The sequence below is a fragment of the Paenibacillus sp. J31P190 genome, assembly GCF_059692075.1.
On record NZ_JCAUAS010000005.1, the window covers coordinates 82,408 to 105,551 of the forward strand.

Here is a 23,144-nt window from a genome sequence, read left to right on the forward strand (position 1 = left end):
ATGATTAATTTTTTTCATGAAATCGATAACTATCAAAAGTTAAACAAGTTATCAATAGACAGGTTAAAGAAATATATCAGAGCGCTTAATGAATTCTGTCATTTCCTCGCAAAGGAACTTGGATGTCAGCCAGAAGAAGTTTATTTAGATCGAATCTATACGCTTAAAAGCGGTGATAAAGTCATTGCTTACAAACCGGTAGATGCTAAAATCATTGATTATTTTCTTTCAAATAGCGTAAGCATCGGTTATTCCAGGTTAGAGATATATACTCATGCATTAAAAAGCTTTTTTAGATTTATAACGAACAATCGAGACTTTCCAGATATCGTCCCTTATATAACATTCAAACTTAACGATTATAATCCTCTTGCTAAACAGATAAGAATTTTAAGCAGGCATGAATTATTACGGTTTCTAAACAGCCTAGTATCAAACAGTGAAAATTTGATTCGAGACACTCTTTTGTTTTCATTGCTCTTATCTACGGGTTGCCGTATATCTGAAATAACAAATTTGAAGATATTTAACATTAATTTTAATGATGAGATGATTACATTACTGAAAACAAAAAACAAGATTCAGCGAGTTGTTGTTCTTCGGAAAGGCTTTGGTGTGGTATTACGTAAATACCAGACTATAAATGAACTAACCGAAAACGATTTCCTTTTCCGAAAAAGAAATAAACAAATCCCGATAAGCAGACAGATGGTAAGTAACCTTTTCAAAAAATTATTAAGTAAAGCTAATTTACCTGATATGCGCGTCCATAGCCTGCGCCATGCTTACGCAACCCATATGAGGAACGAGGGCGTGGATTTGTTAACACTGATGGAGTTGCTCGGTCATGAAAAAATGCAATCTACCCTGAATTACACACAGCAGCATTACACAAGAAACGCAAATATACGAATAAAGGAACATGACGAGTTTTATCGTAAATTGCGATTGAGAATATATTAACTTCTTAAATACATCATAAAAAACCCCATGGCATCTATTTCCATGGGGTTGCTTGTGACCTACTTGTACACAAAATCAGGTGTTTTGTGAAGATGTAATTCTTGGTTAATCTTCACATCGTCACCTTTTACCACCACACTACAACAGCAGCAGCCAGCACTTTTTTATTCATATAATTTAATAATTCGTCTAATGGCTTTCCGTCTATTAAAATGATTGAATGATTTTTTGCATACTTACTATTTGTCTTTCGGATGAGCCCTGATCTACCCTTATTCCTATTGGAAATACAAGACAGGTAAAAGCAGGACGATTTCGGTCTGAAAGCTCTTCCGATCATGAAACAAATTGATAGTTTCCTTTATGAATCAAAGTACACATTGGCATAGGCAAATTACCTATCGTTGTCCAAGTACGACTTGATTCATATTTACTTCTTCGAATTATCTTCATGGCAATATTCTTCATGATCACGCTTTTAGATGGGCTTTCATCCTGATTCTACATCAACAATGTCATATAACGTTCTTGTATTCACGACGTCCCACCGGCTTAAGCGACCAACGGGAGCGGCTGCGATGCGGTTAGTCGGTGCATAATCCGAATGGTTCCGCTTCTCCAAATACTGAAATTCATCTCCGAAATGCCTCGTTCTTCGGCCGGACCGAGGGCTAAATGGCCCGAGTGTGAATATGGAGTTATATGGTGGCTTCTTTGGAATAAAAACTAATTATTAATTCTTGCTTTAATCTGTTTTTCCAATCCGCAACACAAAAGCCGGAGATTATTTAAAACATTAACTTTTTTAGAATCATCTATCTCTAAACTTTTATATAGTCTCCTACTTTGCAAGTCAGTTATATATTCATCTATTTTTTTTATTTCCTCGTCCTTCCATATGTGAGTTGGATAATCACCTTGGACAACTTGCGGAAGCTTACTTATCTCATTCTCATCAGTAATCGCAAATCTAAGTTTCATAGTTTTAAACATAACCCCCAAACCAATATCCCTTGTTGCAAAAACTGGAATGTATTTGTCAACTTCAAACCGGTTGGTAACTAGTGTTAAGAAAGAAAGATCAATTGCTGCGTTCAGAATATTGTGCAACAGCTGTTCTACACTTTTATATTTCTTAAATAAAAGCTTTCTTACATTTGTGTCGCCACCAAATAAATAAATACCAAACATCAAGTTTGGCCCAACTACATCAACTTCGTTATCTAAGAATGAATAGAACCTCAAAAGTTTTGATAAGTTATCATCAAAATCGAACTTTTGAATTAAAAGAGCTTTTAACAAACAAGCATAATTAATCAACATAATATTTTGAAATGAACTGGGTTCATTAAGGGCTCCAAACTTCGTATCGGGCTTGTGTGTCTCATCTTTAATTGGAGCAATATCCACTTCCAAGCCTCTATATGAAAGGAATTGATCGTAGCTCATATTAAACACTTGCTTCAAATGATCAGTCATTTGACTGAGTTTTGCTTCGTTTATCTGGAATTTATCATTTGACCTACACGCTTCTTCACAGCCTAAAGAATAGTCAATTAGTATATTGTTAGAATGAACCTCTAGTATAAATTGTTTTAGAAAATTCCATGTATCCTCCGGGAGCTTTCTCGGTCTTTGATAAAACTCACGAATACTAATACAAATATTTGTATCAAGTACCAGTTTCACCCTAGAAGAAGGAACATGCTTAGTTAGTTCGTTTATCGAATTGACTTGTTGATTAAGGAATGCTGAGCTATATGTTATGCTCATCTTTTCCAACTCCTTTTTGATTAATTTTTCATCCTTTGTCAGGAATTATTTTTAATAAAATAAATTTATAATCTTCTGCCACTCCATATAAAGAATTAATATTATCGACAAAAAGAGCATAGACAGCTCTAAGTCTTCGATCAACATTATTGTTATCTATTAAAATTGCATTTTTTATCTCATCCCCTATACTTTCGTATGGTTTATGCACCACATCGTTTCTGACTTTTCTTATATATATCTCTATTAATCTAATAGTTAGGTGATCACTCTCATTAAACTTATAAATATTACCGTCAATGAATTTAATCATTTTATAAAATTCTGAATTGGCGGGAAATTTTAGGTTCATTTTATATCTCTTATATTCAAGTTCTTTATTCATTTCTTTAATAATTAATTGCGTGCTAGATTCAATAAAAGAATATACGTTTGAATATTCTTCTATTAATGTTCTATTTAATTGTTCTCCAAATGAAGAGAAATATCCCTCAAACTCATTTAATTCTGTTTCAGTCTCAGGTTTGAAATAAGTATTTAACACTGTTCTGCTGTTAATGTCAATTTCAAATTCATCTGGCATCACATCTAATATTGAGTCTAATTCAGTGCTAATACTATTCCATTTATGCTTAATGTTATTAACAAGTAGTTTATAGTTCTCTTCGATTTTATTCATATTTACCTCTTTATATTTATAGGATTTTTTCTTTGCTTGTAATTTTACATAACGTTCTTATATTCACGAACTCCAGAACCTTAAGGTCAGCTTGCTGGCCAGGTCCGCTTGCGGACTTAGGTTCGCATGGTTATCTGACTGACTCCACTTCCCCGAAAAACCTCGAGCAAATCAAGGAAACGCCAGGGTCCGCAGCCTGAATACGGAGTTATGTGATGTCAACGACTCCCCTGAATCACTCAAATATTAATTTAATAATTGCTGCGTACCCAATTCCAAGAATTAAGATGCTCAACACTATATTACTTATTTAGAAGGTAATAGAATAATCTATTTTGTCAAATTTTCAGATAACTCTAACTACGAAAGTGTTGTTCGGCATTGGATATGAAGCTTAGGTCAATGAACCTCTGACCTCTACGTCTCAAACGCTGAGCTCTTCTAGTTAACTTGCTCAAGAACCCTTGTGATTAATTTTTTATTGAATGCGTTTAACTTATTATCGTCAAATGGACTGCCCTTAAATGTATCATCACAAATTTGTGTTAACTCACAAAAGTCATTGTACGGCATTTGAGCTTCGATTTTTTTTAGCAGGCAAATTATATTTTCCTTTAAATCACTCTCAATAGAGGACAGATATTTCGAATCGGAGTCAGCTGTCAATTCTTTTCTTGATCTAGAATATGCCCATAGTAATTCTAAGATGCTGTCCACTCCTTCGTACTCAGAGCGAGCAGGAATGAATAATTCATATTTCTGTTCAAAGCAGTCTAAAAATTCTTGTGCTATTTCTTCAGGAAATGGTGGTGATAAACTCTGTATCAATTCTTCGTCTTCAGTGTCAATAGCAACTTTAAGGTCTTTCAAAAACTGAATTGGAACCCTCAATCCGGTGTGAATAATTTGGCTTTGTTTATTTTTGTTAGCTATAACTAAATAACTGTAGTCCATAGTAGCAATGGGGGTGCATAGGTATAAAAAATTCATAAACACTTCAGGATTTGTTATATCTAGATTATCAACAATTATAGGGTAAAATTTTAATATACCATCATTTAAATATTTTACTGGGTAAGTAAGCAAAAAGTCCTCGGTCAAACCACTCAATGCTGTTCTAGAATCTATCATCAAATCGTTATATTTTTTGCTATACCAAGACTTTATCGCATATTTATTGAAATATTTGCTGGGCATGTGCTCTTTAAAGTATTCACATGAAATGATAAGGAACTGCAGACTTCGTTCTTCGATCACACATAATTCGTTATGTTCTTGTAATAACATTCCATGCTCATCAACAATGGCTCCAAAGTATTTTTGCATTCCATGCAATGAACTATGTGCTATTGTCAAATTGATCAGAGCTAACCTACTTTGCTCTGGTTCACGTAGTAAGAATTTGACTAGCTGATTACAAAAATTTTGTATACCTCCAAAATAATCTGCTTTGATTTTACTGAAACCCTTAGGGAGGACAGCTTTTTGTTCAAAAGGTCTGTCTTGATGTGGGTAACTATACTCTCTGATGAGTTCCTTGTTTATTTCTGTTCTTAGGTTATCTATTTCAGTTGCGAGATTACCCAACGGTTTATCTTCAAGTAGTTTACAGATACTCGCCGTACACTTTTCAGATAATATTGCAATATTTTTTCGAACAGTAAACCAACGATTTAGCCATTCCAATATACTGTCGCACTCATAATTGCTCATTATTGTTTTATTCCATAATGATGCGAATTCTTGATGAAACATTATTATTATGTTTCTAAGTGGCATAGCCTTATGTGCATCATCAGGGATATTATATCCAGAAATAATATCAAGTGTCGGCTTGATTGCATCAGCACAGTATACTTCAAATATAGGAAGAGTTTTGCAGATTACCATTAATCTAGATACGCTTTCCTCGTTCCCTTTTCGAGATTCACTCGGCAAAAGTATATATTCAACATGAATTTTATTCCCATCTTCACTTAAAAACAGGTTCAAAGATGTAGTAGTCTTCTTAAGGTAAGTCATAATCTTCTGCAAATTGTCTTTCACAAATGAAGTATACGTCTCCTTGTCGCCACAAAAGCAAGTATACATAATGTTAGATATATCGTTGATTGTGTAGTTCTCGTTAGCTGCCCATATAGCTTCCAATGAAATGTTTTTTGATAGATTAAATTTTCGATCAATATTAAGTAACCAGTACACAATTGTTGCATAAGAATGAATGTCATCAATAAGTTCATTAAGATTTATAGTTTTTAGCTTAATAAATAATGCCTCGCAAAAATAGTAAAGATCTGTTTCCGACAATACGATTTTAGGAACGGAATCCCTAAGGTCACATAAATATTTAATGTTTGCGTTAACTGGAGTTATTTTCATTAATTCGCTCAGGGTTTGCACTGAGTATTCAAACTCTTCAAATTGTGTAAATGGATTTAGATCCGTAGACAAAAGGTAAAGTCCACCATGGTTATTAGCATCATCAAATGCTGATTGATTTTGCACATAGTATTGCATGACGCCTCCAGAAAGCAAGCCTTTTAGTGCCAATACATATGGTGACATATTTTTTGCATCCCAAAGAATCTCAATAATATTAGAGTAAAAATTCCTCTTGTTTATAATTAGGTGAGGAAGATTTGAAAATAGCTTTGGTAAGTATGTAACATCTGTTATTTTAACTACTTGAAGAGCTGTATCACTTATTTCTGCAAATTCGTGCAACTTATCAACAATGTGTTGAGAACGTACGGGGTGTAGTCCTTCTACATATTTTTCTGTTGTATTAACGCGGATTAAAAATTCATTTTCAACACTTTTTAATAGATCACCATAATCGCGATTTGTTGTTTCTAGTATACTTCCGACTAGCTTACTAACAGGAACTTTTATTCCGCAAATATCTGCAAAGCAAACTTTTCGAAGAATTTCGCATTTTATTCTTCCGTAATCCGTTTTGTTAATTTGAGAGATTTGATGAGCAATCCTCTCCGAAATCATTTCACCATGTGTAAGAAGATACACATATTCAATTAGAAGTTTTTTATCGGAAACTTTTGTCCAGGAACTTCTCCAGCCTGTTATAGATTGATGAAGTTTTTGGGATTTTTGCAGCACTTCAAATATGCTTTTTGCTTCTTGCTCGTTAAGTACCAGTTTAACAATTTGCAAAGATCTTACATTACTTAAATTGCCACTGTAGTTATACCAATCATCTTCTCGTGTAGTAAGCAGAAGTTTGTAGTGATATGAAACTTCTTCCTGTAAAAGTTGAGCTAATCTATTCCACTCACCTGTTTGTGAATCTAAATTGTCAATAACAATTAATGGTTTTTCTCCTAGTTTCACTCTTGATTTAAAATACTGGACGATATTGTCTAATTCTTTTGAATCATTACACCACACAAGCTGATAAATTGCATACTCACTAAACAAATTAAAAGCAACTTGTAGAGCCATGGTAGTTTTACCTTGTCCACTAGATGCTTTAATAACTGTAACTCTATTATTTTGAATAGATTCCTCAATTTCCTTTTCTGTATGTATGCGTCTAACAGGCAATTGCATTACGATATCTTGCGGTGTAGCCTTCTTTCCTTCATAGTAGCTGAAATCATTTTCACAGTTCGAAATATTAAAATCTAGCTTCTTAATCCAGCTATGAGCACGATTATAAGAGCCTTTACTTATATCATCTTTAATGCTCTGAATTATTGTATTTAATTGTTGTTGATTGATACTTTCCCTTCGTTCCATTTTCTCGAGGCAGCATATTTTTATACCATTAGCAAACAAAGCAATATTTCCAGTTGTAATATCGTATTTTTCAATTAACAACTTCTCAGTTTTTTCAGAGAGATCATTTTTATTTTGTTTTTCAAAACTAAGTTTTTTTATAAAGCTATCAAAAGAAAATCCAATCCAATTCCAATTGGAGTTTTCAGCCTTAATATCTTGAACTATTCCTTTCCAGTACTTAGTAGAACTTTCATCTAAACCGTTGTCAAAGATTTTACTTAAGTTTCCTTTAGCTACAGAAAAATCGTAAACCAGCTTAAAATTACGACTGGCATCAAACAAATAAGCCTCTAAAAAATTTTTCAAAACATCTTTTAGGAAACTCGCATCTTGCTTTTGGGTGGAATATTTTAGTTGAATATGAGTGCTACTTTTAGAAGAAACCTCACATTTGTAATGATCGATGTCCTCTATTCCTTCAAGGTGAAAAGTTGTGTTTTCATTAGATTCCGACAAAATTAAGTAGCAAGAATACAAAAATTGATAGCTAAATCCTGAAAGAGCAATTTGTCCACCAGTACGAGATTGTTCTAATTCCTCGATAGAAGCTCTAATTGGATTTATGACTTCTTTTTTCTTTTTTGACGTTTTCTTTTTCCCCATAAATTATCCCTCGTTTAAATAACAATTTCACAGGCTTTAAAATTTGTTCTGATAATCGGTGTTCTTAAAGCGGTTCAAAAAAAAGCTCAAGTATAACTCCAAAATCAGAACAAAAAAATGGTTCATTTATACCTCTTCCTCTCCTGCAGGTGCCGCCATGTCGTGGGCATCTTGGAGTGTTAGAAGCACACTAATTGCCCCAAGCCAAGTTTCAACTTCCTTACATGCATCCATCTCGCATAGCCTTTCATAGGTCATCCTTGAAGCGACTTCTGTATTTAGTCTGGCTTTTGCTCTTGAAACTTTCTTTTTCTTTTTCTCTTCAGAAAGTTCTTCCCATGGCTGCTCTGAACCTTGCTCTTGCAGGGCTCTTGCTATTAAAGTAGGAACATCGTCCATTTCGGAGAAAGAAATATCTAATTCATACACTTCCTTTATAGCGGCAGGATGAAGGTAATTCTCCATCTCTCTTTTTTCGGTAATAAAAGCTTTCGAACGATTACGCCTACGATTGACAATATTACATTGTTCTAAATATTTTGGCTGCGCACCCTCATCCCGATCATAAATGTGGATCTCTGGTATCCCAAGCCCACTTAAATAATTTGATGATACCCAATCCTTTAGTGTGCTGCCGCCCAAATGAAACATCGCAATTCTAGGATCATTCTCAATATCCGGAAAAAGTGGATTAACTTTGTGCAGAATTTTACTAATAATATTTAAAAACCTAACATCGTGTGGCCCTTCAACACAAATAAATACTTTAATCCGACTATCCGGCAATACTCCTAATTGATCAGCAATCCTTTTATATACACCGGCATCTTCATATGTGATTTTTCTATTTCCATCTGTAAGAGCTTCTATGTATCGTAGTTGTTCTACATTAAGTAATCCAGCAAGACCAGGTACATGAGTTGTAACAATTACCTGACAATTATCAGTTTGCGAAAGTTGAGTCAGCGCCTCTACCAACATTTTTTGATTATTCGGGTGTTGAGCTGTTTCAGGTTCCTCAATGGCGTAAATGATTCCAGAAGAACTTAATTCTAACTGCTTGCGTTCGATTTCAGCACGAAAAAAGTTTAGTAAGATTAGTCTTCGAACACCACTCCCCCGTTTATTTATGGGTATCTGATCATCACTTGTCAACGATAATTTGAATAATCCTTCCCATTTCGGTTCTGATTTAAAACGAGGAGCTAGCTCATTCGCCAAAGCTGGATCCATTTGTCTCAACTTATCAAGTGTTCTTGATGCGACGGCAAGCACCTGACTATGTACAGTTTCTTTTATCCGTAGTAGGTCTGCTTCAACTGTCTTAATGGCCTCACTTATTGCATATTTCATTGGATCCTGGACTTCAGAATCTTCATCATTACTCGGACGATCAGCTTGAAATAGTGCATAGTGTGGCAGGAACTTCACAATACTTTCCCATACAGCTTTAGCGTTTTCTTCATTTAATGGAATCATCTGTTCTTCTAACTGCAAATTACCCACATGATTTCTAATTGCTTGACGAAGTGTTGGGTTAGAACGCTGATCAATATTCCCTAGATCTATTCCAAGTGCTTGTGCACGGCTTTTAAGTTCAGCATTTTTTAACTTTATCAGATCTTTTGTTTCATTCGTTGAAGGGTGAAAAGCGAAAGAAAACACCATTTCTTTAGGAGTTTTCAAATTACAATTGTACACCTTATGGATTTCAAGCTCTCCATTTTGATTAAGCAAGTTTTCCTGAGCAAAATCAGTAGGGGTCTGCGAATCCAAGACAACCTGACTAGGCAAATCTGAAAAGACGCAACCTATAACAACCTCTTTCGTAGTGCTGTAAACACATGCATCAGATTGCTCAATCTTGACAGTGCTGTTGTTAAAGAATATTTCTAGGGCTTCTAAAATTGTTGATTTACCTACATCATTCCTTCCTATAAACGCTGTAAAATTATCAAATGGAATTTGAATTTCTTCTTTATATGATCTAAAATTTTTTATAATGACTCTCTTTAACTTCACGTTGGACACCTCCAAATGAGACATTAATGTAAATATTCGCCAAAATGCGACCTGTTTCCTTCTTCCAGAGAAGTCATAAATACCTATCCCCACATATAAAGAGCTATAAAAAATTTTTTACACTAAAAAAATAAAAACACAAGCGACAAAGCGAGGCCACTGAAAAAGTTCCTTAATTGCATCAAAAGGTACAGCTACTCAAAAAAATTGAGGAAGCTGTACCTTTTTTTCGGTATGATTAGGATATTAATCTGGAGTGGGTGAGTGTGTTGATTCAACAACAGCGGTCCACGATGTTAAGTCCATATATAGAACTATATAATTTAATAATTCCTAAAGATAACATGTTGCGCCAAATCAATGAATTGGTCAACTTCTCTTTTGTGTACGAAGAATTAAATGAACGTTACTGTCTGGAAAATGGTAGAATTGCCATTGATCCGATTCGGATGTTTAAATACCTGCTCTTAAAAGCGATTTTTGAGTTATCCGACGTGGATATTGTTGAGCGCTCTAGATACGACATGTCGTTCAAATATTTGCTGGACATGGCTCCTGAAGATTCAGTCATCGATCCCAGTTCCTTAACAAAGTTTCGCAAGCTGCGGTTGAAAGATTTGAATCTACTGGACATGCTTATTGGGAAAACGGTAGAAATTGCCGTCGAGAAAAATATTATCGAAAGCACAGCGATCATCGTAGATGCCACGCATACGAAAGCTCGTTATAATCAGAAATCCCCACGAGAAATCTTGCAAGATCGTTCCCGGAAATTGAGAAAAGCCGTCTACGCCATCGATGAATCCATGAAAGCAAAGTTCCCAGCGAAAAACACAACCGATGAACTTGAAAACGAGATCGACTACTGTCAAAAACTCATCGACTTTCTTGAAATGGAGTCTGGGATTGCACAATTGCCGAAGATCATGGAACCACTGAATTTGCTGAAAGAGACGGTTGAAGATGACTTGGAGCAGCTTCGTATCTCTGCAGACCAAGATGCCAGAGTGGGTCACAAAAGTGCAGACTCTGCGTTTTTCGGTTACAAAACACATTTAGCGATGAGCAAGGAACGAATCATTACGGCGGCCATTGTCACAACAGGAGAAAAGAATGACGGGAAGCAATTGCAGACATTGATCGAAAAGAGCAAGGCAGCAGGTATGCAAGTAAGTACCGTTATTGGTGACACGGCGTATTCAGAGAAGGATAACATTGGTTACAGCAAAGAAAACAACATCGAGCTAGTGTCGAAGTTACATCCACAGATTACGCAAGGTGGACGCAGTCGAGAGGATGAGTTTGAGTTTAACAAAGACGCGGGTTTGTATGTGTGTAAGGCCGGTCATATGGCGATAAGAAAAGCGCGGCAAGGGAAAAAGGGCTTTGGGAAAAACCAATCCGATACCTACTATTTTGATGTAGAGAAATGCAAGCGATGTCCGTTCAAAGAAGGATGCTACAAGATCGAAGCGAAGAATAGCGAACTTAAGCACAGGCACGGGTATGATGTAGCCACTTCCGCGGGTCTATTAGGTATGGAATTGCAAGGGGCAATGGCCATATTCGCAGTGAATCTAAAGCGAATTCTGAAACTGAACGACTAAAAACCATGACCGAACAGAGCTTTACAGAGGGAAAAAGACGGCGTTTACCCCCAGAATATGGGGGTAAACGCCGTCTTTTTCTTTAGAGCATTAACTTGATTTAGGAAGACACAAGCTTTTCAGTGGCCTCGACAAAGCGCTTGTGTTTTTTAAATTGGTAAATGTGTCTCTACATCACTGCGTTCTCACGAGCGACACACAGTACTCCACATGTGTCGAATGAAGAAATATCCCTGCTTGTCCAACAAAAATTACATCGTTTCGTGTCCACAACTCCTTAACAATATGCGCAACGAGTCTTAAATTATGTTCAATTAACTTATTACGGGAGTTGTCGTTCCCCTCAGCCATTAACCGTAAGTGCTTTTCTTCTTCTTCCTCTGTGAGAGGTTGTGGAAACGCATTATTTTTGACGTAGGACACAAGTAGCGTTAGCTGCTTGATCAATAAAGCAATTGTACCAAACAATCCAGGCATTCCAGCTACCCCCTTGAGCGTATTGCGGAGCATGACTGCTTCGGTAGCCTCCGCTTAGAGATTACTATTAGTCTATGTGGGGGAATGCCTAGAAGTGCACGTACACAAAAGTTTACCTATTCACTTCGATACTTCAAAAAGTGAAAAAGCCATTCAAAGTTAAATGACTTTGAATGGCTCAGGTTATATCGTATTCTTACCCTCACGGTATTCTGAAGGGGTTCGATTCGTAAGCGTTTTAAACACGCGATTGAAATGCCGAATATTCGTAAAGCCCGTTGAATCCGAAATCACTTGAATTTTTTCATCCGAGTAGAGCAGCATCGTTTTCGCTTTTTCGATTCGTTTTTCCGTAAGAAAATCGATGAAAGACTGACCTTGCTTGCTTTTAAATAAGCTGCTTAGATAGGACGGACTCAGATAAACGATTTCTGCCATCATGTTTAGGGTGATCGATTCTGCATAGTGTTCTTCGACATAGCGCACAACCAATTCAACTGGACTGGTTACAAACTTTTTCTTGCGATTCGCCATGCAAACACTTAAATCACCTAACAGTTTCTGGCAGCGTTCAATCAATTCTTTACTGGACGAAATGGAGTAAATATCCATCAATACCTGCTTCACATCGGTAGCCTGCAGCCACTGTTTAACCACTGCCAAATTGACAGCCTGTTCGTAGAAGTGAAGCAGCATTTTGCATATTTGCTGTTGAATGATTTCGGGGTCATGCCATTGTTGGCAAAGCTTGGTTACGAATTGACTTGCTTGGTATTGTACATTAGCCAAATCGCCTTCTTGGACAAACTGATTGAGCAGGTTCCAATCGGAGGAATGCCATTCGAGCTTCTCCATTTTCATCTCGGCGATGTTCTCGCTAGAAAGCAAGCGATCTCCGCCAATAACCAATCGGTACAATAAAGCTAATCCCGCTTCCTTGTAGGATTTAGAGATCGATTCCAAGTCCTTCGCAGGACTGCCTAGGCCGAAGGTGATTGTAAAATTGGATTGCCCGCGAATTTCCTTGCGGATTCGGTTCGTTAATTTCTCTATTTCTGAATACGAGGATTCTCCTTCCTCATGATTGATTAAAGCGACAACCTCGTTATCATGTAAAATAAAGACATGCCCTAGGAAGGATTTGTCGATGCTCTCCTGAATAAATTGCTGCATGTAGACGGTAAACAAAGATGGATTCATTTGGTAATATCTCTCATCCGTTACTGAGTCTCGATCAAGCTTAGCAACTAAACAGCTAGTATTAGGATGTGGAAATAGAATGCCTACATTCTCAAGCAGCTCAGTCTCTGCATGATGAATACTCCCCGTTAGTAGACCTGCTAATACATGGTGACGCATTTGATTCTGTACTTGTCTATCTTTGGCATTGACTTTATTTTGCTGCTTTTCTAGCGCCAACTCTTCCTGCAGCTTGCCAAGCAAATCATATAATTCTTCTCTTTCAAAAGGTTTCATTAAGTAGTCTTTTGCCCCTAATCTTAGGGATTCACGAGCATATTGGAAATCGTTATACCCGCTCATCACAACGCAAGCAATCTGCGGGTAACGTTCTTTCACAATATATTGCAGCTGGATACCGTCCATCCGTGGCATTTTGATATCTGTAATAATCAAATCGGGCTGCAGTTCTTCTATTTTTTCCAAGGCTTCCACGCCATCCATGGCTTCCGCAATAACAATCCATTCAGATTGCAACTCTGCAATCATTAGCCGAATACCTTTACGAAAAATCGTTTCGTCATCTACGATTAGTATTTTAGGCATCCATTTTACCCCCTTCAAGATGGTCTTCTATGAGCGGTAAAGTAAGGAAAATGGTTGTTCCTTGTTTAAGGCTGCTCTCTATCTTAATGCCATACTGATTGCCATAGCGCAAAGCAATTCTTCGGTGTACATTCATTAAACCATGACCGCCTGTGCCCTCCTCAGATGAGGCAAAATCGAATTTTTTATCAAGTAAATGTTGCAATTGAACCGCGCTCATGCCTGCACCATCATCTTGAATGGTGATCAGCATATTATCTTCCTGTTTCTTTCCTGTAAGAATAATGTTGCCATATCCATTCCCCTTATCAATGCCGTGCACAATACTATTCTCAACGATCGGCTGTAAAATAAACCGAATTACAGAATAAGAGAGCAGCTCCGGCTCAATATTTATGTGGAACTGAATTTTATCCTCAAAACGTATTTGCTGGATAGCCATATAGCCTTTCACATGGTCTAGTTCCAAATTAAGCGGCACTTGGCTTTTGTGACTATTGATGCTGTAGCGCAGCAGCTTGCTTAAGTTATTGGTCATTTTAACCACTTCGCGGTTGCCTTGTATTTCTGCGTACATGCTGATCGAACCTAACGTATTATACAAAAAATGCGGATTAATTTGGCTCTGCAAAGCAGATATTTGCGCATTCTTCTCTCTAATTTCCGATTCATAGAGACGATAACCTAAGTCACTGAGCTTTGACACCATGATATTAAAAGATTGACTTAACTGCCCAATCTCATCACGGCTGCTGATGGGAATCGATACATGTAAGTCTCCAACAACAACCTTTTTCATTAAATTTCGCAATTCACTAATCGGATTCGTAATGCGCAAGGCGAAAATAGTGAAAATGATGAACGCAAGGAACAAACAAACAGCTCCGATCAGGATAATATAGTTCTTAACATAAACGGTATCCTGAAGCAGAGTGGCAAGCGGTACCATTTCGATCATCGTCCAGCCCGTAAAGGGTGAAGTATAGTAGGATAACAGCTCCGTATCCTTGTCTTGCTTATAAACAACAGTTCCCGCACCTTTATATGGCAGCAATTTATCGGAATCAATCCAATATTCCATGCTTTTATAGATCATCGATCCCTCGCTATCGACGATCATAATGTTCTTCTTATCGTTGGAAATAGCTTCTATTTTGTTGCGAATAACGTTTTTATCCACATCCAGCACCAAATAGCCTAAAACCTTCCCCGTGTCTACACTGCGTATTTTTCTGGCAAAGGAATACACCTGGTTATTTGTATCTAAACCATTTTTGCTGTAAGTACCGATATAAACGACTTTTCCCGTCTTGGATACTTTTTCATACCAAGGTTCATCTTCTACACGTTTTAACGAATAATTTGCTTGCTCCTCCAACATGGCCGTGTATGTACCCCCAGAGACTCTATACAGGGTTAGGCCTGAAATATCCACTCTTCCATTAGCAAAGACACGCTTCGTAAAATCCTCGATCGTTACCCTTTCGTTAAACGAAAGATTCGCATTCGAGCCGCCAGCTTCCATATATTTCAATATTTGCTGCGATTGGTAAGGCAGCAAGGTTAATAAATTGAGTTCATTCATATAGGTATCAATATTAGCTGTTAATTCCTTCACCACGTCCATTTGATATTTGCCGGTGTTTTTTTGAATCGATGCTGAATAGCTCGTATAAGTCAAATAGCTGGCAATACCAAGCGGAACAGCAATTAGAATAAAGCTAATAACAATGAGCTTTGCAGCAATAGGCAGGTTTTTGATCCACTGCATTCTATTTCGGAGCTGTATTCTGCTGAATCTGAAGATTGGTATTAATGATCTTTTGCGCATTATGCAGCACCTCTTGTGGTGTTGTCTGTCCCACCATCATCTTTTCAAACTCACGCACAAGTTCATCATTAATCGTTCCCTGTCGCGGTTGATTCGGAAAATATTTCACATCATCCGCCGAGCTGGCATAATCCGGACGATATTTAAGCTGCTGAAACTCCTTTGATTCTACAGCTTTCTTAACAGCCGGGATATGACCGGCTTTCGCCCAGCTTGCACCGTGAGCCGCTACCCAATTGGCAAATTTAAGGGCTGCGAGCTGCTTTTGCTTATCCGGCTTCTCATGATAGGGAAGAGAAAACGTGTGAGAATCTCCCCATACTGCTGGATGATCGTAGATTTGAGGTATTTTGGTGACACCAAAATTCAAATCTGCAGCTTTTTCAAAAGTACCCGTTGCCCATACGCCTGTAATTAAAATGGCTGCGTTGCCTTTAGCAAAGGTTTGAACTGTATCGTTAATATTAGGATGGATGAGCTTACTGGCATAAAGAGAATTCACAAATTTCAAGGATTGCAGCGCAGAAGGATTATCAATGGCTGCCGCTTTTCCATCGTCGGTATAGAATCGTCCACCATCCATATTCATCTGATTATAGAAAGAATACCATAACCAGAAGGAGTCAATTCGTACATTCGGCTCGGCCAGAGGAGATATATGTTCCGGTACACTCGCACGGATTTTTTGTAAAAATTGAATAAACCCTTCTTCGCCATTGGATAAGATAGGCTTTTCTTTCTCATCTAGAAGGCCGGCTTGCTTCAGCCAAGTTTTGTTATAGTACATGACTTCCAGATGCGTATCTAGCGGAATGCCCAAATGCTTATCTTCGGCAACCGTGCTTTTCAAAATCGTCGGATTAAAATCGTTCCAATTAACGCCAGCCTCGACTGCCAGTTCATTCAAATCTGTCAGGAAGCCCGCTGGCGCATATTGGGAATACTTGGCTGAGTGTACAATCGCGATATCAGGCGCTTCTTCTGTCACGATTGCCGTTGAGAGCTTGGGGTAATAATCTCCTGAATTATTATTAATCTGTTCTATTTTAACGTGATCTTTATTCTCATTATTATATTGCTGGATTAATTCTGCCATAAATTGTCCATCGCCTCCACTAAACGGAGACCAAAAGGTGATTCTCAGCTTATTAGAGCTGGCTTCTTCGGTATGGGTGTTCGGTTGTGGACTGCAGCTTATTGTGAATGAACTCATTAGGATAAGGAGTAATGTGGCGCTTAATCTTGATCGTTGCTTACCGCTCACTTGAATCCCCCGATTGATAATATAGTATCTCTTAATTATACAAAGTAGGACAGATGAATCCAATGACCTAATTACTCCAGTAATGGACATATTTTTAGATATCATGGGCAGATCTTCGCACATTTAACAGAAAAAAAACAAAGCTATCCCCTAAGGTCATAGACCTTGAGGACAGCCTTGTTTTATCAAATTCTATTCACCGCTAGGCACCGCAATTGGAATGCCTTCCGCAATCGGAGTCCCAAGATTAGGCGATCCATCAGGATTCCACCCAAAAGGCTGCATACGCACGTTGCGATTCCAGCCAGAGCCTTGCGTTTTCGCACCATGATACAGAATCCAGTCCTCTTTCCCATCTGGTGATTTCGCAAAAGAGTTATGACCAGGTCCGAATACCTGATCTGTTTTTGAAAATACGGCTTTCTCATGTTTTTTCCATGAGGCAGGATTCAACAAGTCACTTTTCATCTGTGTACTTAACATCCCCAAACAATAGTCATCGGTCCAGCTGCCGCTTGCCGAATAAATAACAAAAATTTGATCCTTATGCATCAATACCTGAGGACCTTCATTAATCGTAGGATTCCCGACCAACTCCCAGTCATAGGTGGGTCTTGAGATTTCTACTGGTTTTCCGCTAATCGTGTACGGATTGCTCATCGGTGCAATGTACAAATGTTGGCTCACGTTCACCGTACCTTCCCAGCCCGACCAAATGAAATATAACGATCCATCTTCTTTTTGCAGCGTTGTTCCATCGATAGCCCATCTGCCAGAAGTGTCCATCATTCCCCTGTCTATGTATTTTCCTAGAGGATCCTCTGTCTCCGATTCCAGCACGAACATCCGATGGTTCTCATTCTGACCGTCATCTGCTGCATAGTAGATATACCATTTGCCTTTGAGAAAATGTAATTCAGGTGCCCAAATGTTTGAAGTATTAGGTCCTGAAACAGGTGGAAACCAGACGTCTTTATATTCAGCATTTGAAAGCCCTGTTAACGTATGAGACTTCCAAATTCGAATCGAGTTTCCCGTTGTATGCGTATAATAATAGGTCCCATCCTTCGAAGTGACCCATGGATCGGCTCCGTTGTCCAGTATAGGGTTCGTAAATGTTTTCGCTTCCTTGGATGGCGATACCGTACTTTTGGTTTCCTTCACAGCTTCCTCTACAACCCCTTTCGAACATCCCGCCAATAGCAGGATACAACCTAGTAAAGTAATCAACATGCGCATATGAAAACCACCTTTGACAGTGTTCCTTTTTACTGTTTAACTCCTGTGGCTGTAATAGATTGAATGAATTGCTTCTGACCAATTATAAAAATAATTAGTGTTGGGATCGTTGATAATGTGGCTAAAGCCATTAATTTACCATAGGAAGCTGTAAAGCTTCCGGTTGCCATAACGGCAACTCCCGCTGTAAGTGTTCGCATTCCCAAGTCTGTAACTGTGAAGAACGGCCACACGTAATCATTAAAAACATTCATAAAGGTGAAAATAGCAAGTGTTGTAACAATTGAAACGGAAGAAGGCAGCAGTACGGACGTGAAAACATGCCATTTATTAGCCCCGTCGATTCTAGCAGCTTCAATAATTTCATGTGGAAAGGATTGAAAAAACTGAATTAACAAAAATACACCGAGAGCTCCGCCGGAATATGGCAAAATGAGTACATAATACGTATTGATCAAATTCAAATTACTGAAACTCAAATATTGAGGCAGGAATGAAATAATCCCTGGGACCATTAATGAGCCAATGAATAAAGCAAACAATGTTTTTTTGAAAGGAATATCTAGCTTGGTTAACGCATAAGCGGCCATAGTATCCAGAAATAGAACCAAGACCGTTGCGGCAAAGCCTACAAAAAATGAATTAAAAATCCAGCGAAAGATCGGAACCTCAACATCTCCGCCTACAAAAATCGTATGGAAATTATCCCATGTAAATTCTTTAGGCAGCAAATGAAACACGGGCGCCATCACTTCAGCATCTGTTTTAAATGAATTTGAAAACATCCATAGCATTGGAAGGATAAAAATAATGCCTAGCAGCGAAGCCAACAGCACATAAAAAATCTTCGAAGGTTTCATCGTCCTCTACTCCTTTCTATTTGTGACTTTAAATTGAATAATAGAAACAATCATAATCATTAATCCCATCAAAATAGCCATGGCAGAAGCTGAACCAATCTCTCTGGCTGTGTAAGCCGTTTGCAGAATACCTATTAATAAAACCTTCGTCTCTTCAACCTTATCCCCCATCATTAAATTGGGCTGGGCGAAGACGTTATAGGATGCAATGGTCGAAGTAATGAGTACAAAAATAATTACGGGTCTAATAAACGGGACTGTAATGCTTTTAAGTCTGTCCCAGCCATTCGCTCCATCTATTTTTGCTGCTTCATAAAGATCCTCAGGTACACCATTTAGTGCATTTACAAAGATAATCATATTGAAGCCAATGGTCCACCAAAGCGTAGCAACAACCAATGCGAACCATACGAAGGGGCTATCCAGCAGCCATGGAACCGGGTCGAACTCACGAATTCCCAGCTTTGCTATAAACATATTGATAAATCCGCCGGTAACATCGAACATTCGCTTCCAAATTACGGCCATTACCGTTGCCGAAACCGCATAAGGAATAAAATAAATCGACCGAAAAAGTGACCGAAGTTTTGAGGGAAGTGCATTTAGCAGCAAAGCAAAGCCTAAGCCTACAATAACTAAAAATGGAACCGAAAAGACGACAAACTTCAAAGTCGCTTTCATCCCAATGAAGAAGAGGTCATTAGGTTGCGTACCCTTCGTGAAAATTTGCTTATAATTGTCTAATCCTACAAACGGATGTACAGGATCCAGTAAATTATATTGCTTTAAACTAATGATAAAGCCATAAATGATTGGAAAGAGCGTAAACGCTAAAAAGGCTAGAAAATACGGCAATATGAATAAGCTTGAAGTCAGCTTTGATTTCCAATTGGATGTTGTTGACAACGAATTCCCTCCTATACTTAGAATTGAAGACGGGTAAACGATACCCGCCTTCCTTCCTTTCACTATGAATTACTTTTTCATCGCTTGTGTAGATTTGGCTGCTGCATCATCAAGCGCACCTTTCGGATCCTTTTTACCTTGCAAAGCATTCGCTAACTCCGTCCAAATACTGTCGGAAATTGGGCCCCAATTTAATACTTTAGGAGCAAATTGAACATAATCAAATTCCTTAGCAACTTCTGTTTGTTGTTGTGTCATTGCTTTAAACGCAGCGCTGTCACGTACGACTTTCGAAGCAACCGCTTGACCGGACTCTGCCCAATCAATCGAATTGGCTGATACGAATTTCAAGAAATCACCTGCACCGGCAAGAACATTGGCATCAGTAGTTGATTTAGGAATGACGAAGTTATGTGATCCGCCGAAAACGGCTTGTTTAACGGTTCCTAGTTGTGGAACGGGTGCAACACCATAGTTGATCTTGGCTTTGTCGAAACCATCCTTGGACCAAGGACCATTGAAGTGCATAGCGCTTTTCCCTTGTTGGAACAAGTTAAAGTCACCATCTTGCGCAACAGTAGGAGGGGATACTTTCATCTCCGTTAAGCTTCTCATAAATGTAACGGCTTCTACACCTGCTGGTGAGTTATAAGCAATATTCCCTTTATCATCTAAAAAGCTTCCGCCATTTTGGAAAAGAATCGTTGGGAACAAGAAATTTTGAATCCAGAAGGTCGGCATCGCAGCTCCCCAAACACCTTTGGAAGGGTCCGTTAGCTTTTTCGCAGCGTCTACAAATTCTTGTCGGTTTGTTGGGGGCGCTTTAATTCCCGCAGCTGCGAACAAATCTTTGTTGTAGTACATAATCAATGGATGAACATCAAGTGGAATGCTGTACCATTTGCCATCCTTTGTTGCATAATCTACGGTCGCAGGAGGAAAATTACTTTTTTCAACACCAACGGATTTTGCTACTTCGTCCAATGGCTGCAGCAAATCTTTAGCAATATAAGTAGGTGTTTGGTCAAGATGCATGATCGCTACATCAGGAACTCCTTTTTTCGTTGCGATCGCTGTATCCAGCAGTTTATAGTAATCGGCATTGGGCTGAATCGTCATTTTCACAGTATATTTTTCTTGTGATTTATTGTAATTGTCGACGATTTTTTTCATAAATGGACCATCATTACCTGAGAATGGCGTCCAGAAGTTTACCGTAACTTTTTCCGCGCTTTTCGCAGGTTCTGGCGCTTTGGTAGCTGCCGCTGAAGCAGCTGGTGTTGCCGCAGCTGGAGACGAAGTTGCCGTTTTCGTTGAAGAACAACCTGATAGCACCATTGCCAAGGATAGCCCAGCTAAACCCATCATTTGAAAACTTTTCATCTTAACCATGTATATAATCTCCCTTCAATTTGAACACAGAATAATGGACTCCCCGTACCACTAGAACGTTTACGCTAACCTTACAATCGCTTATCCTTCATCACCCCGTTGCTCAATTGTTTACCACAACCTAACTATAATAACTTTGCGAAAACGTTACCATGACGATATTCAAGGACCATTGGACATATTTTCAGATAAGACACACATATGAGAAAAGGAGCTGCCCCTCAGGTCTGATGACCTTCGGGGCAGCTCCTTTATTGATTCCTTCCTCATCTATACATTGCGCGGCGATTACGGACCAACCAATACATCCTGTATGAATTTCTCCAACACGGCAACATCGGTTATATTCTTATTGCAAGCCTCGCTGTTCACACACAAGTAATTGCCGATTGCTCTGTAGTAATCAGGCGTAGCGCTTGCCGGCTTCCATTTGGTCACCGCCGTAAATAACGCAACCTCTTCATGCCGATTACATACGAAGCAAACGCCTTTCTTATTCGTCGGCGTATATTTCCCTTCTATTCCAACGAGCTTCCCGTTCAGATAATACACGAGGAACAATTTATTCGTCGCGATATCGATCCAGCCGAGATACGTCACGTATCGATAGTCGATGGCCGTTAAGTCGGGCACCTTCATTTTTTTAATTTTGGGAAAAAGCTTCTTCAGCTGATTTTCCGTCACGTGCGCAAATTCCGCCAAATAAGGCTCCAAGGAACGCAAATAGCGCTGGAACTCTTCTGCTGTTTGCAGTAACGTTATATTCCCCAGTGCTTGCTTTTGCAGATCATTCGCATCCGGGAACACCTCGTTCAGTTTGGTTTGCGCGTTATATCGCACCGACTCTACCACTTTCCGATCGGAAACGGAGTTACAAGTACTTTGCAGCAGAGAGACCTGCTTCTTGATATCATTGTATTGATGGTTTCTAATGAATGGTTGATTCATTGCTTTTCAGCCCCTTATTTTTGATAAAAACAAAATAAGTTGCAAAGCCCCATTACTAGAAACGATTTAAGCTTTCTTGGGCGATCACGACTTCCCAATCACCCCATGCAAAGATCGCCCTAATGAAAGGCTTTGCATGAGTCGTTACTTATTCCGGCAAATTGATTTGCCATATTTACCGCCTCCCCTGTAAGAACTATTATAAGGTAGGTCCTTCATTAGCTGCAAGGTATAGACTATTACGAATACCCTAGCAAAGGCTCAGCCAGCCGAAACTTATACTCCTGATGAAACTTCTTACGCCGATCCGTCTGCACATAATCATCCACGTAATGCATTAGAATCATCTTCGCTTGAATGCTTTCTGGCAGCGTCAGCAGTTCCTCAAGTGACGTATGTGACGGCAGCTGATCATTTTGCATATGACATTCGTGATAAATGGTTTGCACCTCATCAGCGATACTCCGAATGCAGCTTTCATCCAACCTAGTATCCCCGCTAAAGTAGAAGTATGGCTTGCATAGGAGGCCGTAACTAAGCATGTCTGGTACATGCAAGGTAGAGACAAGTTCGAATTTCACACCCGCTACCGTAAACTCATTTTCCACACATTCGACGTCAAAATAGTCCTCAAACACGCGCTTGCCCCGCGTTGTCAGCTCCAATCCGTGGCGCAAGATTTGCCACAAATCGTCTTTTAAACCGGTAGGTACATAAAGCTTCGGCTTCACTCTTCCAGGATAGACCCGATGATACAAACCGAGCTTCTGCAAGCCATTCACGTGATCCTCATGCAGATGAGTGATAAAAATGTGCTCGATCTGATTGAGCTTCATTCCCAATTGATGCAGCCCAAGATGATTAGACTCAGGGAAATCTATACATAAATTCGTATCTGCAAAAGTAAGAAGAGCACTATTATGCCCTTGCTCGATACTAAAACCGTCCCCGCAACCCAGAAATGTTACTTTCATAAATACCTCCATTTTTCGTATGT

General features: G+C 38.7%; 15 protein-coding genes and 1 pseudogene. 2 read left to right on the forward strand and 14 right to left on the reverse strand.

The genetic code is table 11. The features are described from left to right. Entirely contained in the window at window positions 1–963 is a 963-nt protein-coding gene (locus tag AC58U0_RS12025) for a tyrosine-type recombinase/integrase (RefSeq protein WP_497379262.1), read from the forward strand. Between the two features lie 726 nt (window positions 964–1,689). Here the strand turns inward: AC58U0_RS12025 and AC58U0_RS12030 are convergent. The 4 genes from AC58U0_RS12030 to AC58U0_RS12045 form a co-directional block, all read right to left on the reverse strand. Further along, a complete protein-coding gene (locus AC58U0_RS12030) occupies window positions 1,690–2,736 on the reverse strand; it encodes a hypothetical protein (RefSeq protein WP_497379263.1) in 1,047 nt (348 codons plus the stop codon). A gap of 28 nt (window positions 2,737–2,764) precedes the next feature. Continuing rightward, window positions 2,765–3,415 carry a hypothetical protein gene (locus AC58U0_RS12035; protein ID WP_497379264.1) on the reverse strand — a complete coding sequence of 217 codons (651 nt, stop codon included), beginning with the start codon at window positions 3,413–3,415 and terminating at the stop codon, window positions 2,765–2,767. Between the two features lie 441 nt (window positions 3,416–3,856). Then, window positions 3,857–7,816, reverse strand: a complete 3,960-nt coding sequence (locus AC58U0_RS12040; protein WP_497379265.1) for a P-loop NTPase — start codon at window positions 7,814–7,816, stop codon at window positions 3,857–3,859. Between the two features lie 126 nt (window positions 7,817–7,942). After that, on the reverse strand, window positions 7,943–9,838 hold the full coding sequence (locus tag AC58U0_RS12045) for an ATP-binding protein (protein ID WP_497379267.1): 1,896 nt from the start codon (window positions 9,836–9,838) through the stop codon (window positions 7,943–7,945). Window positions 9,839–10,107: 269 nt separating this feature from the next. Between AC58U0_RS12045 and AC58U0_RS12050 the strand changes: the two genes are divergently transcribed. Continuing rightward, on the forward strand, window positions 10,108–11,445 hold the full coding sequence (locus AC58U0_RS12050; protein WP_497379493.1) for an IS1182 family transposase: 1,338 nt from the start codon (window positions 10,108–10,110) through the stop codon (window positions 11,443–11,445). A 228-nt stretch (window positions 11,446–11,673) separates the two neighbouring features. On the opposite strand, the pseudogene AC58U0_RS12055 reads toward AC58U0_RS12050, so the two are convergent. The 10 genes and pseudogenes from AC58U0_RS12055 to AC58U0_RS12100 form a co-directional block, all read right to left on the reverse strand. Continuing rightward, a pseudogene (locus AC58U0_RS12055) lies at window positions 11,674–11,922 on the reverse strand (RNA polymerase subunit sigma-70); the annotation flags it as partial. 183 nt (window positions 11,923–12,105) lie between these two features. After that, the gene (locus tag AC58U0_RS12060) at window positions 12,106–13,707 is read right to left on the reverse strand and encodes a response regulator (protein ID WP_497379269.1); all 1,602 of its coding nucleotides are present in this window, start codon (window positions 13,705–13,707) and stop codon (window positions 12,106–12,108) included. Then, complete coding sequence (locus AC58U0_RS12065) at window positions 13,700–15,538, reverse strand: cache domain-containing sensor histidine kinase (RefSeq protein WP_497379271.1); 1,839 nt, start codon at window positions 15,536–15,538, stop codon at window positions 13,700–13,702. Before AC58U0_RS12065 ends, AC58U0_RS12060 begins: the two co-directional genes overlap by 8 nt. Next, entirely contained in the window at window positions 15,480–16,634 is a 1,155-nt protein-coding gene (locus tag AC58U0_RS12070) for an extracellular solute-binding protein (RefSeq protein WP_497379273.1), read from the reverse strand. The genes AC58U0_RS12065 and AC58U0_RS12070 overlap by 59 nt, the downstream gene beginning before the upstream one ends. Before the next feature lie 360 nt (window positions 16,635–16,994). Then, a complete protein-coding gene (locus AC58U0_RS12075; RefSeq protein WP_497379274.1) occupies window positions 16,995–18,041 on the reverse strand; it encodes a glycoside hydrolase family 43 protein in 1,047 nt (348 codons plus the stop codon). Between the two features lie 29 nt (window positions 18,042–18,070). Continuing rightward, the gene (locus AC58U0_RS12080; protein ID WP_497379275.1) at window positions 18,071–18,901 is read right to left on the reverse strand and encodes a carbohydrate ABC transporter permease; all 831 of its coding nucleotides are present in this window, start codon (window positions 18,899–18,901) and stop codon (window positions 18,071–18,073) included. 6 nt (window positions 18,902–18,907) lie between these two features. After that, window positions 18,908–19,807: a carbohydrate ABC transporter permease gene (locus AC58U0_RS12085; RefSeq protein WP_497379276.1), complete on the reverse strand. Its 900-nt coding sequence runs from the start codon at window positions 19,805–19,807 to the stop codon at window positions 18,908–18,910. A 69-nt stretch (window positions 19,808–19,876) separates the two neighbouring features. Further along, window positions 19,877–21,199 (reverse strand): ABC transporter substrate-binding protein, encoded by a 1,323-nt coding sequence (locus AC58U0_RS12090; protein WP_497379277.1) that lies wholly within the window; start codon window positions 21,197–21,199, stop codon window positions 19,877–19,879. A gap of 288 nt (window positions 21,200–21,487) precedes the next feature. Continuing rightward, window positions 21,488–22,147 carry a FusB/FusC family EF-G-binding protein gene (locus tag AC58U0_RS12095; protein ID WP_497379278.1) on the reverse strand — a complete coding sequence of 220 codons (660 nt, stop codon included), beginning with the start codon at window positions 22,145–22,147 and terminating at the stop codon, window positions 21,488–21,490. Between the two features lie 239 nt (window positions 22,148–22,386). Continuing rightward, window positions 22,387–23,121 carry an MBL fold metallo-hydrolase gene (locus AC58U0_RS12100; protein ID WP_497379279.1) on the reverse strand — a complete coding sequence of 245 codons (735 nt, stop codon included), beginning with the start codon at window positions 23,119–23,121 and terminating at the stop codon, window positions 22,387–22,389. Window positions 23,122–23,144 lie beyond the last annotated feature (23 nt).